Annotated in this window: 14 protein-coding genes; all 14 read right to left on the bottom strand. The window is 63.4% G+C overall.

Annotated elements, in window-relative coordinates:
* Positions 1 to 13 precede the first annotated feature (13 nt).
* The 14 genes from KY494_RS29415 to KY494_RS29350 all read right to left on the bottom strand — a co-directional run bounded on the left by KY494_RS29415 (position 14) and on the right by KY494_RS29350 (position 13,083).
* Complete coding sequence (locus KY494_RS29415; protein ID WP_219889365.1) at positions 14 to 919, bottom strand: ExeA family protein; 906 nt, start codon at positions 917 to 919, stop codon at positions 14 to 16.
* Positions 920 to 2,698, bottom strand: coding sequence for a pilus (MSHA type) biogenesis protein MshL (gene mshL, locus KY494_RS29410; protein WP_219891796.1), 1,779 nt, complete (start codon positions 2,696 to 2,698; stop codon positions 920 to 922).
* 13 nt (positions 2,699 to 2,711) lie between these two features.
* Positions 2,712 to 3,110 (bottom strand): MSHA biogenesis protein MshK, encoded by a 399-nt coding sequence (locus KY494_RS29405; RefSeq protein WP_257572323.1) that lies wholly within the window; start codon positions 3,108 to 3,110, stop codon positions 2,712 to 2,714.
* The gene (locus KY494_RS29400) at positions 3,095 to 3,814 is read right to left on the bottom strand and encodes an MSHA biogenesis protein MshJ (protein WP_219136538.1); all 720 of its coding nucleotides are present in this window, start codon (positions 3,812 to 3,814) and stop codon (positions 3,095 to 3,097) included. The genes KY494_RS29405 and KY494_RS29400 overlap by 16 nt, the downstream gene beginning before the upstream one ends.
* Positions 3,811 to 4,512, bottom strand: coding sequence for an MSHA biogenesis protein MshA (locus KY494_RS29395; protein WP_219889364.1), 702 nt, complete (start codon positions 4,510 to 4,512; stop codon positions 3,811 to 3,813). Before KY494_RS29395 ends, KY494_RS29400 begins: the two co-directional genes overlap by 4 nt.
* Positions 4,509 to 5,453 (bottom strand): agglutinin biogenesis protein MshI, encoded by a 945-nt coding sequence (locus KY494_RS29390; RefSeq protein ID WP_219136540.1) that lies wholly within the window; start codon positions 5,451 to 5,453, stop codon positions 4,509 to 4,511. Before KY494_RS29390 ends, KY494_RS29395 begins: the two co-directional genes overlap by 4 nt.
* 168 nt (positions 5,454 to 5,621) lie before the next feature.
* Positions 5,622 to 7,436, bottom strand: a complete 1,815-nt coding sequence (locus KY494_RS29385) for a DUF6701 domain-containing protein (RefSeq protein ID WP_219889363.1) — start codon at positions 7,434 to 7,436, stop codon at positions 5,622 to 5,624.
* The gene (locus tag KY494_RS29380; RefSeq protein ID WP_219889362.1) at positions 7,406 to 9,340 is read right to left on the bottom strand and encodes a LamG domain-containing protein; all 1,935 of its coding nucleotides are present in this window, start codon (positions 9,338 to 9,340) and stop codon (positions 7,406 to 7,408) included. Before KY494_RS29380 ends, KY494_RS29385 begins: the two co-directional genes overlap by 31 nt.
* 23 nt (positions 9,341 to 9,363) lie before the next feature.
* Entirely contained in the window at positions 9,364 to 9,813 is a 450-nt protein-coding gene (locus tag KY494_RS29375) for an agglutinin biogenesis protein MshP (RefSeq protein WP_258194555.1), read from the bottom strand.
* The gene (locus tag KY494_RS29370; protein ID WP_219889361.1) at positions 9,810 to 10,706 is read right to left on the bottom strand and encodes a prepilin-type N-terminal cleavage/methylation domain-containing protein; all 897 of its coding nucleotides are present in this window, start codon (positions 10,704 to 10,706) and stop codon (positions 9,810 to 9,812) included. The genes KY494_RS29375 and KY494_RS29370 overlap by 4 nt, the downstream gene beginning before the upstream one ends.
* Complete coding sequence (locus KY494_RS29365; protein ID WP_258194554.1) at positions 10,703 to 11,332, bottom strand: hypothetical protein; 630 nt, start codon at positions 11,330 to 11,332, stop codon at positions 10,703 to 10,705. The genes KY494_RS29370 and KY494_RS29365 overlap by 4 nt, the downstream gene beginning before the upstream one ends.
* A complete protein-coding gene (locus KY494_RS29360; protein ID WP_219889360.1) occupies positions 11,319 to 11,897 on the bottom strand; it encodes a Tfp pilus assembly protein FimT/FimU in 579 nt (192 codons plus the stop codon). Before KY494_RS29360 ends, KY494_RS29365 begins: the two co-directional genes overlap by 14 nt.
* Before the next feature lie 123 nt (positions 11,898 to 12,020).
* Positions 12,021 to 12,500 carry a type II secretion system protein gene (locus tag KY494_RS29355; RefSeq protein WP_219889359.1) on the bottom strand — a complete coding sequence of 160 codons (480 nt, stop codon included), beginning with the start codon at positions 12,498 to 12,500 and terminating at the stop codon, positions 12,021 to 12,023.
* 61 nt (positions 12,501 to 12,561) lie between these two features.
* Entirely contained in the window at positions 12,562 to 13,083 is a 522-nt protein-coding gene (locus KY494_RS29350; RefSeq protein ID WP_219889358.1) for a prepilin-type N-terminal cleavage/methylation domain-containing protein, read from the bottom strand.
* Positions 13,084 to 13,092: the final 9 nt, after the last annotated feature.

The raw sequence follows: 13,092 nt of genomic DNA, 5'->3' as shown, positions 1-13,092 counted from the left end.
AGGCTCATCTTCGTCATCGGTTCAATAAGGTCCAGCTCACGCCGCAGGCGGCGGCCAGCACGCCGGCGCCTGCCAGCCACGGCCATGGCCGTTGCCAGAAGCGGCGCGGCTTGCTGGCCAGGGTATCGCTGGCGGCCAGCGCCACGTGGCGGCCGCTGACCTGCTGCCGGCCTTCGCCGTACGCCACCATCAGCGCCTTGTGCGCCATGATGTTGATCAGGCGCGGGATGCCGCCGGAAGCCTTGTACAGCTTGCTCACGCCGCCACGGCTGAACAGGCGCGCGCCATCGAAACCGGCCACGCGCAAGCGGTGCGCCACATAAAAATCCACGTCGTCGCGCGACAAAGGGCCCAGGTGATAGTGAAAGGTGATGCGCTGCGTCAGCTGGCGGATTTCCGGCAGGGCCAGCTTGACGTCCAGCTCAGGCTGGCCGAACAGCACGATTTGCAGCAGCTTGCGCTTTTCCGTTTCCAGGTTCGTCAGCAGGCGCAAGGCTTCCAGGCTGTCGACGGGAATCGCCTGCGCTTCATCCAGGCACAGCAGCACGCGCTTGCCCTGCGCCGCCAGGTTGAGCAAACGCAAGTTGAGCGACTTGAGCAGCTGATGCTGGTCAGCATCTTTCTCCAGCAATACATCGAGGTCGTCCGCCAGCGCCAGGATCAGCGAACGGGGCGCCAGGTTCGGATTCGGGATGTAGGCCGTGACGAAATCCGGCCCCAGCGATTGCATGAACTTGCGGCACAAAAAGGTTTTGCCGGTACCCACTTCGCCAGTGATCTTGATGAAGCCCTCGCCATTGCGCGCCGCCACCAGCAAGGTGTTGAGCGCCTTTTGCGACTGCGGGCCGTTGAAGAAGAAACTGGTATCGGGCGTGAGGCCGAACGGCGCCTCGCGCAAGCCGAAATGGGCCTGGTACATTTAGCGCCGCTCCGATGGGCGGCGTGGGTCGAGCGCCTCGATGCGCTTGCCCGAATCGAGCAAGTCCTCGTTCCAGCTGTTGGCGCCCTCGACGATGGTCGGCTTGATCAGCACCACCAGTTCGCGCTTCTGGATCACTTGCCCCGTGTTGCGGAACAAGGCACCCAGTACGGGAATATCGCCCGCGCCCGGCACTTGCGAGCGGTCCGAGGTGGTGGCCTGGCGCATCAGGCCGCCGATGGCGACGATGCGTCCATCCTGGCTGCGCACCATGCTGTCCATCTCCGAGGTGCTGGAAGCGGCCAGCGGCAATTTCAGCGAACCGGCACTGCCCAGGTCGATTTCCTTGCTGACGGTGGTGACCTGGCTGACGGACGGATGCACGTGCAGGATGATATTGCCCTGGTCATCGATCTGCGGCGTCACGTCCAGCACCACACCGGAAAAGAATGGCTGCAGGGTGACGTTCGGGCTGGAGGTGGTGCCGCCCGTGGTGCCGGTCGACGTCACGGTGGTGCTCACGCCGGTGACGAAGAATTCGTCCGTGCCTATCTTCAGCACGGCCTTCTGGTTGTTCATGGTGGCGATGCGCGGGCTCGACAGCACGTGCACGGCGCCTTGCGATTCCAGGAAGGTAATCATGGCGGCAAAGTTGGCGGTCTGAAAGGCCAGGCCGAACATCGAGCCGGCCGCCGTGGCCGCCGAACTCAAGCCAAAACCACTGCTGGCCGTCAGGCCGCTGCCATTCGTCATGTTCGGCGGCTGGCCGCCGTTGAACGGCAGCGGCGCCAGGGTGCCGCCCGGCTGGATGAAGCCCGTCGAGATGCGGTTCGTGTGGCCGCTCTTGATGGAGGCGAACGAGGCCCAGTTGATACCGGTCTGGAAGTTGTCGTTCAATTCCACTTCGAGGATCTTGGCTTCCAGGATCACCTGGCGGTCCACCGACAGCTGCGTCGCCTTCAGGTACAGGTCGACGGCGCGCAATTCGTCGGGCATGCCGCGCACGACGACGACGCCCGACTGCGGGCTGATCACCACCTTGCGGCCATCGCCGGTGCCGCCGATGATGGCGCCCAGCGATTCTTTCAATTCTGCCCAGAAATTGCTGTCCGATGTGGTGCTCAGGTTGGAACTGTCTTGCTGCACCTGGCTGCCAGGCTGGCCTGGCTGCTGCGGCTGCGACTGCTGGCCGTTGCTGCCTCCGCTCTGGCCGCTGTTGCTGGTGCCTGCAGTCGACACCGACGTCGAGGACACGCGCAAATTCGACGTGCCCTTGCGGTTGCCCGTCAGGTAATTGACCTGGAACATGCGGGTTTGCATGGTGAGGGGCCGAATCGCGATGCGCGTGCCTTCGACCTTGTAATCATAGCCATACATCTCGCGCACGGCGTCGAGCGCCTCGAACAGGGTCACATCTTTGAGGTTGGCGGAAATGTTGCCCTGCACATCCGGGTGCACGAGCATGTTGTAGCGCGTGCCGTTGACGAGCGAGTGAAAGAACTGGCGTGCCGGGACGTTGTTGAACGCGACATTGAAACGCTCGTCCAGCACGCCGCGCGCCTTGGGCAACTGCGCGGCCAGCGCGGACGCCGGCGGCAGCAGCGCGTTTTCCACCGCCGCCGACTGCGCCGCCGGGCTGGTGGTGGCCACTGCGCCTGCCACCTGCTCCTTGATCGCATTGTAGGTGTCGCGCTTCACAGGCGCGACGTTGCAGGCGCACAAACCCGCGGCAAGTCCCAGGACGCTTGCCCGCTTGCTTATTTCAAGTATCTTCCGCATTCCCGCCTTGTGTTTATTGGGTGACATGAACCTGTTTCCTTCGTACATGCATTGCATCATTTGCGTCGACCGTCTGCGGATACAGCCGCAGCGTTTCCAGGGTCTTGCCGCGCCGCAGCGCCACGCTCGCTTCGCCTATGCTGACGACGACCGCGCCGTCCACCCTGTCGCCCGCGCGCACGCTGCGGCCATCGATCACGGCCAGGCGCCGCCCGTCAGGCCGATTGGAAATCAGCACCGATTGCAGCCGCGGCCGCGCCACACCGGCAGAGGCCGCACTACCGAGGACGGGCGCCGCATCGGGCGGCCGCGTGGGATCGACCAGCGCCTGGGCAAACACCCCCGGCGCCAAGGCCAGCAGCGCGCCCGCAAGGAGCACGCAACGACGCGCGCGCATCACAGCGCGATCCATTTCTCGTCCAGGCTGAGCGTGTACAAGGTCAGGCTCAGCGTGGCATTCGGGTACTGCTCGACTTGCATATTGAGCTTGCCCCAGAATACATGGGACGGCATGGCCTCCACGGCATCCATATAATTCACCATATCCAGATAATTTCCACGCAATACGATTTCCACGCCATGACGGTAGAGCACGGCCGGCGCCTTCGCCGGCTCGGCGTCCGCTGGCGACTGCCCGGCAGGCGCGGCGGCAGGTGCGGACGCCGCCTTGCTGGCGACATGGCCGCCCTGCCCCATGGCGCCGGATGGCAAGGTGGCCAGCGACACGAGGCGCAAGTTGGCCTGCTGTTTCAGCAATTGCTGCAGCATCGGCACGATGCGCTCGGGCGCCACCAGGCCATTTTGCGTCGATTGCAGGGACTGCCGCATCTGCTGCACTTCCTGCCTGATCCGTTCGAGGCGGATGCGGTCCTGCTGGTTGGGGTCGCCCGCATGCGCGGCCATCCTTTGCGCCATCTCGGCATCGATGGCCGCGACGGCCAGCTGCCGCTGGGCAATCGTGTCGGCCAGCGCCTTGCGCTTGTCCAGCTGCGGATTGACGAACAGATACATAACCATGAAAACCAGCAGCGCGGCACTGGCGCCGAAGACCATGATCCGTTCGCGCACGCTGAGCGCATCAAATTTCAGGGCAAATTGTTGCCATTGCTGTTTCATTGCTTGACCGCCCCTGCGCCGCTGGCGGGTGCCGCCGACGATTGCAAACTGAATTCGATAAAGCGCGGCACTGGTGCTGCCACGGCAGCGGCCGGCGCGGCGCCCGGTAATGCCGGCGCCGACACGGCGGCCTGGGCGGGAAGCTGGGCGGTGGCCATCTCCAGGCGCGCGAACGATTTACCCTGCAATGCCGATTCCCTCGACAAGGCACTGATGTACCGGGGCAGCAAGTCCGGCTGCACGACGCGCCCCTGCAAGCCGATCTCGATCTGCTTGCCGGCGCCGGCGATGCTCGCTCCCGTCAGCCACAAGCCATTGACCCTGGCGCGCGCGAAGGCGCGGAAATAATCGGCATAGCCGTGTGTATTGCCCAGTTCGCCGCCCTGCAGAATTTGCCCGGCTTCCACCAAGGCGCCGCGGTCAGCCTCGGCCTGGCCCAGCGCGCCCGCGATCAGCGGGTCCTTGCCGGGCACGGGAAACCGAGCGAACACATCCGCCCGCTTCGCCTCGCGTGCATCGAGCGCGACCTTGGCGTCGGCCGCCGTCCGCTCCAGCGCGGCCACCTGGCGCGCGCCGAACCAGACCACTGCGGCACTGGCGGCAAGGACCAGCCCCAGGCCCTGCAGCAAGCCCAGCGCCGACAGCGCCTGCTTGCGTTTTTCAAACGCCGGGTTGAACAGATTGATTTGCTGGCTCACGCTGGGTTCTCCTCCTGCCGCAGGGCCGCACCCAGGGCCAGGAAAAAGCGCGCCTGGCCGGCAGCGGCCAACAGGTCCGGCACCTTGGAAAAATCCAACAGGGCCGTCAGATCCAGCGCCTCGACCGGCATGTACAAATTGTCCGCCAGGTAAGCATGCAGGCCGTCGCTGCCGGTCGGCGCCAGGACCAGCCTGGCAACGGAAATAAAATGGAATTGACGGTCGAAATGGTCAAAGGAGCGCTGCAATTCCAGCGTGATCTTGTCGTAATACTGCTGCCGCTGGGCGTCGCTGGTATCGGCCAGCTGCGCCACGGTCACATCGATGCGGCGCGCCAGGTACAGTTCGCCGTCGAACGTCACGGTCAACAGCCCCCCTTCGCCATCGAAAGACAGCATGGCCAGGCCGCGGCCCGGCGTTTCCATCAAGCCCGCGATATTTCGCTGGGCCATTTCCGGGATATCGATGACCGACAGGCCGATCTTGCATTCGCCATACAGCGCCTGGCGCTGGGCCACGGCATTGTTGCGCGCCGCGACGGCGAACAGCGATTGCGCGCGTCCCGGCCCGTTCTTGTCGGCTGGAATATCGATGACGTCGACGGTGGCGTCCGCCGCCGGAAAGTCGAGCATGTCCTTCAGGCGCCAGCGGACCGCGGTCTTGAGCTCTTCCGGCGGCACGTTCGGCGCGTCGAGCGTCAGTATCTGATACTCGCCCGCACCGAGCAAAGTGGTGTTGCGATAAGACTGGGCATGCAGATCGCGGTTCATTTTTTCCAGGGTCGACGCCGCCAGCGGCTTGCGTCCAGGATACATGACCGCCGCCTGCACCAGCGGCTTGTCATCCGCGCGCCGCTTGACCACGACAGCGCACACACCTTCCGCTGAAAATGATGTCGCCAGCCAACCCTCGTATTTTTTTGCTTTTGCGAATAAACCCATGCCACCGATCCAGATAATGAAATGCGACGACAGCGGTGCCGTCCGAATGATGCATTGAATCAATTTTAATTCATAGCAGGTATGAACAGGCTAAAAAAGAAATAATTGACAACACATTTTCAGGAAAACACCACGATTGTCACGACGCGCCGAAAAACCACGCGCCCCTCAATACAGTTCACGCATGAAGAACACGGGCTCGCTCTTGAATGCGCCTATGGTTTCGCGCGCCTGTCCCGGCAGGTACGGCATCAGCGACTGTAGTGTGAGCGTAGCTTTTTTCTTCACGGGTGCGGCGGGTTTGGCCATCAGCACGCTGCCGCCGCCCTGCTGCAGCAAGCCACTGTCGAGCGGCAAGGTGCTCGCGGCTGGCAACTGCACATCCGTCAGGTTGAGATAATCCTTCAAGACGAACATCTTGCGCAACAGGCCCGTGCAATTGTCCAGCGTATTGGCGACATACGCGCTGCCGTTCCAGTATTGCGCGACCAGGGGCACCAGCAGCGCACGCTGTTCCGAGCCATACATATTGTTGATGCGCAGGCGGCCATGACGCAGCCGGGTATCGCCGATGGCGACGCTGGCGGCGGGCGCGACCACCAGGCCATTCACGCTGGAAATGAGCGCGCCGTCGCTGTCGCTGATGCCCACCACCAGCGAAAAATCGTCGTATGGGCCATCCTGGCCGCTGGCCAGCCGGTCAAAGCTGTGCAGTACCGTGATGCCGGTCGCGCCGCTGGGAATCGCCTGCTGCAGGCCAGGCGCGGCGAGCGTGATGCTGCCCGCCCCCGCAGTGCCGGCCTGCACCGTGTAGATGGCGCCGTCGCCGCCAAACTTGATCAGGTCGCCCGCCGACAGACCGCCGCTGCCTGCCACCACCACTTGCGTGCTGCCGGCGGCATACTCGCCACCATCGGTCGTGTAGGAGCGCCCGCTGCGTCCCTGGTTCCAGGCAAAGGCGGGCAAGGCTGGCGCCAGGCGGCCGATGGACAGTGCCGCGCCGGCATTGCCCGCGCCCACGCTGACGCTGGCGAGTCCGGGATAGGCGCTGCCATAGCGCGCCAGAATCTGGTTGCCCTTGCTCAATGCCGTCGCGCCCAGCACGACGCCCAGTTCGCGCTGGCCCATGTAGGTGAAGTCGCCGCAGGCCGCCGTCAGCGCCCCCGTGAGCGCGTAGTGGTCAGGGAAAAAGCGGCCGAAGACGGGGGCCGGGCTTTGTGCCTGGTTGGCGATATTGCAGCCAAACTTGCCATTCACGGCCGTATTGCTGCTGCTGCCGATGACGCAGTCGCCAGGCTGGTCGACGCTGGTGTAGGCATTGTCGAGCACCGCCTCGGGCAGCATGCGGAAGGTGCCGACATCGCCGTACGTCACGCCGCTGTTACTGGCCAGGCCGCTGGCCAGCACCGCCTGTCCCAGCGGAAACGGGCTGGCATTCGAGGCCGACGCAAGGCGGTCGGTGTAGTCGGTGACACTGAGGAAGCTGGTGATTTTCTGGCCGGCCACGGAATTATCGAGCAGCGGCGTGCCGTCATAGCCGGCCGCCGCGGCAGCGCCAACGGTAAACTGGGTGCCCGCCGCCAGGCTGGGCGTGCCGCTCAGGCCGCTGTTGCTCATGTTGGAACTGAGCGTGAACTGCTGTGGACGCACGGCGAAATTGTCGGTCGAACAGCCGACATTGGCCGTGCCGCACACGGCGGCGGTGCAAGTCACGCGCACGCGCACATCGCGGTAGGCGCTGTACCGGGGCGCCACGGCGCTGATGGCGGTGGCCGGGATGCTGACATTGGCGCTCGAATAGCCGCCCGTAAACGCCACCAGGCCCAGCGGAATGACCGCCGTCTGGGTGAGCGGGCAGTTATTCGCCCCCAGCGTGACGCCGGTGGCGGTATTGACCAGCAAATCCACCGTGGCCGCGCCAGCGAACGTCGTTTCCAGGCTGGCATCGGTCTTCAGCTTGACCAGGTCGAGCTTGAAGGCCATGTCGGCCAGCTTGGTATCAGGCGCGCATAGGTCAGGCTGCTGGTGCTGGGCACGCAACGGGGCGAGATTGCCTCGCAGGCGTTGAAGCGCGCCACGGCGCACGCCTTGATCACCAGTGACTGGTCTTCCTGCTCCGTGAACTGCCCATCCGTCACATTCACGCTGACGGTGGCGGCCGTGCCGCTGCTCAGGCCAAACACGGCCTGGTACTCGCCGTTGAACAGATAGGTCGCCACGCCGTCGTTCAGCGTGCCATTGGAAAGCACGCCATAGCCCGCGATCAGGGCCCAGTCGCCGATGCCGTTCGAAGTACTCAGCTGGATTTGCGTGGTGTTGTTCGGCATCACGATATTATTGTGATTGACGTCATGCGCCGTGACCGTGACCGTGCTTTGCTGGCACGTCAGGCCCGTCCCCGTATTCGTCACCGCATAATGGTTCAGGCAGCCGGCCTGGCTCAGGTTCTGGTCGCGCTGCACCAGCGCCAGGCCGCCCTCGTAATTATAGGCACGCAATTCGTCGATGGCGCCATCGGTGGAATTGCCGCTGCCGTTCTGCCCCGTCACCGCGCTGCGGTTGTCGCCAATGAACAGGCTGCCGATGCGCGGCGACACCACCGCCGCTGTCGTAAACGCCGACTCCTTTTGCAGCACGCCATCGACGTAGATGCGCAGGCGATCGCTATTGGCAGCCGCCAGCGCATTGAAGCTCCAGCTCACGGCGATATGCTTCCAGGTGCCGGCGGGCACGCTATTGGCAGCCGTTTCCACCACGCGCACGTTGCCCAGGCTGTCCGTGACGACGAAACGCAGGGCGCCCGTGCTGCGCCGCACGAGAAAAAACCACTCGTTGTTCATCTGCGTGGCGTCGAGCAGTTGCGCATCGCGCGTGCCGCTGCCGGACCAGGCCGTATTGGCCTTGTACCAGAACGTGATGGTGCCGGCGCCGCCCATGGTGCCGGGCACCGACAGCCCGCTGTCGACCGCATCGATGGCGGCGGCGCTGGTATTGAGGGGGAAACTGGCGGCGCGGCAGACGCGGCCGGCAGCGATCGTCTGCGCGCCGCCCAGCACCGTGCCGTCGCGCCCGTTGCCACTCGTATCTGACACTTGCCCGGGCGTATTGTTCCAGCTGGGCTGCTCCATGCGGTACTCGACCACGGGACGCGGGATGTAGAACTTGATCGCTGAATTGGTGACGGGGAAGCCGGTTTGCGGCGTGTCGTAATCGTTGCTGTCGGCTTGCCAGCCGATCTGTCCCAGCTTGGCGGAAGGTCCCGCCACTGCCGTGCCGTACTGGTAAATGAATTCGCCGTTTTCCTGCAAGATCAATTGCAGGCTGTAAGAGCCAGTGGTATTGGTGCCCGTGGTCCATTCCGGCACATTATTCCAGGTCACCACGAAGCTGCGGTACGGCGCCGTGCCGATGGTGGCGTAGCTGACGTAGCAAGTCAGGCGGCTGGCGCAGGCGGTACTGTAGGTGGGTACTTCCAGTTTCGAGGTGGGGTCAAGGTCGTTGCCATAGATGCGCATGGTGTAATTCAAGCTGCTGTCCGGATACGGCAGCGTCTGGACCGGACTGCCGTAGCCGCAGGTGACATTGTTATTGAACTGCACCCGGCCGTTCGTCATCACGCGCAAGGTGGTGAAGGCCACGCCCGAATACATGAAACTGAAACCGATGGGCAAGGCATCGCTGAGCGTGTCGTCGAGGACGGGCGGCGAGGTACCGCAGCCGGAGGAACCGTTGAAACGGTACGGTGTTGTGTTATAGCCGAGCTTGGCATGATTGCTGGCGTCGATCCAGCTGTAGGCAAAACTGGTGTTGGCGTAGGTTGCCGCCTGAACCGGCGCGCCAGCAAGCAGGGCCACGACGGCTATCCATACGGCGATGATTGCCTGCATATTGCTCCTTTAGCGTACCGTGTTTAAAACTCCGCCTGCACGACGCGCTGCACATAATCGGGATGGTTGGTGGCATTGACGGTGGCGCAAATGCCACCCACAGGCTGGTTGCAGGCGGTGGCAATCACCTGGAAACGGGGCAGCGTGCCCGCCGCCTGCGTGCAGCGCACGGTGACCCTGAAACCGTTCAGGGCGCCATTCGCCGGCAAGGCAAAATCGCTGCTGGTAATGCATTTGCCGTCGACGCGCTGCCGGTACACGCCCCACTCCATGCCGGCGCGGGCCGCCTGGTAGGCGCGCGCGCCCTGCACGTCCAGCGCCGACTCGGCATGCTGCATGGTGGAGATGGAGAGCAGCGCCACGCCCAGCGCGGACAGCACCACCAGCAGGAAGATGGCGGTGACGATGCTGAAGCCGCGCGCCGGACGGCATGGCCGGCACCGCTGCGGCATGGAAGATAGGGATAGTCTCATGGCGAATTATTCACCTGTGCCTGTTGCACCAGCGTGATCTGGCCCGCGTTGCCGCCGGGCGCGCCCAGGGTCAGGCTGACACTGACCAGGCCACGCTGGAGGTTGGGCAGGGTATCGAAAGAAAAACCGCAAGCGGCCACCTGATTGGCCATCAGCGCCGCGGACGGCGCGCCGGTCAGCGGCGCGGCGGCGCTCACCGGCTGGGCCGCCTGGATCGCATAGCCGGCATAGCGCGTCAGCGTGCCCGTGCCGTTCGCATTCGGCGCGCAATGATAGGTGACGACCCTACTGACCACCTGGAAACGATAGCTGAGGGAAGGCATGGACGGCGTTTGGGCGAGAAAGGGGTTGCTGACCAGCGTGACATCGTTGCCGCTGATGGAAGCGACCTGGGCGCGGTTGCACTGCCCGCTGCAATCATAGGCGTCCACAGGAGGCTGAGCGCCCAGATTGTTGACGACGATAAAGTCGCCGGGAACGATGGCTTGCAAGCCCGATGGCGCGCCGCCCACGATGGTGAACATATTCGGGTTGACCACCGGCGTGCCGGGATCAAAGGCCAGCACATTGCCCGGCGTCAAGCTGAGGTTGTCGTCTTCCGACAGATAGCGCCCGCCCGTCTTGGTCAGCAGCAGCTCCAGAAAACTGCCGCTGCTATTGCTCGTCACGCGCACGCTGTTGGGCAAGGCCAGGCGCACATCGCGCGTGATGCGCCGCGATGCCGTATCGGCCGCGTCCGCCAGTTCGGCGCGGGCGGCTACATCCAGGTAACTTTGCACGGGGGCACGGATGAACACCGTCACCATGCCGGCCACGATGGCCGTGATGATAATCACCACGATCAGTTCGATCAGGGTAAAACCGCGCTGCCGGGGGCGTAAAGAAGTCATCATGGCACGGCATTGCCTGCGTAGCGCGTGCGGTAGCCGGCCAGCACCAGTTGCTGATTCGTGGCATAAGTCACGGTGACCGTGATGCGCAGGACATTCATGTTGACGGGCGTGGCGTCCGAAGGCAGGCCGGCGCCGACTGGCCCCAGTCCCGCGTCGGGGCTGATGGCCACGCTCACCGCATAGCCGGCAGGAAAGCTGTTTCCAGCCGTGTCGGCGGCATAGACCACGGGCGCATTGAAGGACCGCACATAGTCGCTGACATTGTAATACGGCCGCCCCAAGGCGGGTACCGTCGCGCTGACATTTTGCGGCGTGTTGCAGCCGGTGGGATTGGTGGAACTGTCGAACGGTGCGGCATTCGTCGCCATATCGGCGGCCGGATCGGCGAGCGGATCGCAAAACGTAAACCGTGCCCCTTCGATCTCATCGAGCATGGCTTCGGCGATGGCCAGCGCCTGTTTGCGCAATTGCGGATCGGCGCTGCTGGCCGTGGTGCGGGCGAAAATTTGCAGCAGGCCCACTACGGCGATGCTGACCACCACAATGAAGATGACCAGCTCGATCAGGGTCACGCCCCGCTGCCCCGTCCCGCGCGCCGCCATGGCTGCGTCCCTAGTAATGGACATAGCCGGTCTCCCCTTCGACCACGATGGTGCGCGGGATGCCGCCGCCGCTGATGCCGATGCTAACGCGCGCGGGAAAGCTGGAGACAGGTTCGGTGTCAGTGGACTTGTAAGGTCGGCCCAGGGCATTGAAGTAAAAAGCGGCAGCTTCCAGCGGCACGCTGTAGCTGATCTTGTCAGGCGCACCCTCGCACAGCCACGCCGTGGCATTCGCACAGGCGGCCAGGGTGGCCTTGCGTCCGCTGTTGCCGCCCGCCGGCGGCAAGACGCGGTTGGCCGCGTCGCAGGCGGTATTGAAACACAGGGCGATGCGGGTGCCGTCGAGCTGCACGAAGACGGGACGGTTTTGCGCGATCGCCAGTTTTTGCGCATAGCGCAGCATGCTCACGTTTTGATCGGCAAAACTGCGCGCATCAAAACTCTCCTGTTGAAAGAAACGGGGCATGGCGACGGCTGCCAGCAGCCCCCCCACCACCAGCACGACGATCAGCTCGATCAGGGTAAAGCCCTGCGGCCCCCGCCCACGGCTGGCCGGTCCGGCAAACATCAAACCTGCTGCAGACAGCATCGTGGACACCTGTGGCAATGAGCGGCATGCCGGCTGAAACATGCCAGGAAGAATAAAAAACGCCTGGCGAACCAGGCGGATTGCATGCGACGCGACCTGCCGCCGCATGCGGGGATTACGACCTTAACAACTGCCAACGGCAGGAGCGGGAGTTATCGCAGGCGCGGAATTAACTGCGGTAGAGGCGGTATAGGTGAACGAACAGGCGGTATGACTGGCGTCGGCAGCGATCGTTATCGTTCCAGGTGGCGTGCCCGTTATACTGAAATCCGGTGTCGTGATGCCGGCCGCCACCTGGATGCTGCTCGTATCAGGATAGCCGTTCGTCAGGTTAATGGTGGAACCTTCCATCGTCACCGTGACGGTTCCGGTGGTGGGTGAACCATTGACCAGCCACTGCGCATGTGCCAGGGCAGCGGCGGACTGGACCGATGCGCGGGCGCCATTGATTTTCGCCAGACGGGCATCAGCCGACAAATTGATAAAACGGGGAATCGCGGTGGCCGCCAGTATGCCCAGGATGACGATGACGACGATTAACTCGATCAGCGTAAAGCCCGCTTGAGCACCTTGTTGAAAACGACGAATTGACTGCAGTTTCATGCTGATCTCCAAAAAATCAAAAAAACAATGTTGGCAAAATTTGCCCGCAGAATAAAAAAAGCTATTTCAGCCCGCCCGCCTCGCCCACCTGTATCAGGGCCACCTCGGGCGCATCAACCGGGCTTGAAGACTGGGCCCGGGTAGCGGACGCTTGCCGCAAGCTTACCTTGAATTGAAGCAACTCGGAACGGTCTGCACCAAAAGTGTTGCCTCGATTTAATATATATATTAATTCTGCATTACTTCTATCAAAAAACCAATGACTTGGGGGAAGTTTTTCCATCTCCGGCGCCATATATACGCCCAAATAATTGGCCGGTTTTTCAGCCAACCAATCGATGGGGTTTTGCCCCGCCAGCGCCGGCAACTGGTTTTGCCGGTCGGACGCATACAGTTCCAGCACTTGCATGCGCAGCCCCGCGCGCAGCGCCAGCACCGTTTGCCGCACGGCGACCCGTTCCGCGTCCTGCTGGAGCAACTCCAACCGGCTCAGCAGCACGACCGCCAGCACGGCGATGACGGCCACGGCGACGGCCAGTTCAAACAAGGTAAAGCCGCGCTGTCTCGCCTTGCCAGCCAACATGTTGTTTTT

The organism is Janthinobacterium sp. PAMC25594 (assembly GCF_019443505.1).
GTDB lineage: Bacteria > Pseudomonadota > Gammaproteobacteria > Burkholderiales > Burkholderiaceae_D > Janthinobacterium.
The sequence above is the reverse complement of the archived record's forward strand: the minus strand, read 5'-3'. Positions and strand labels throughout refer to the sequence as shown.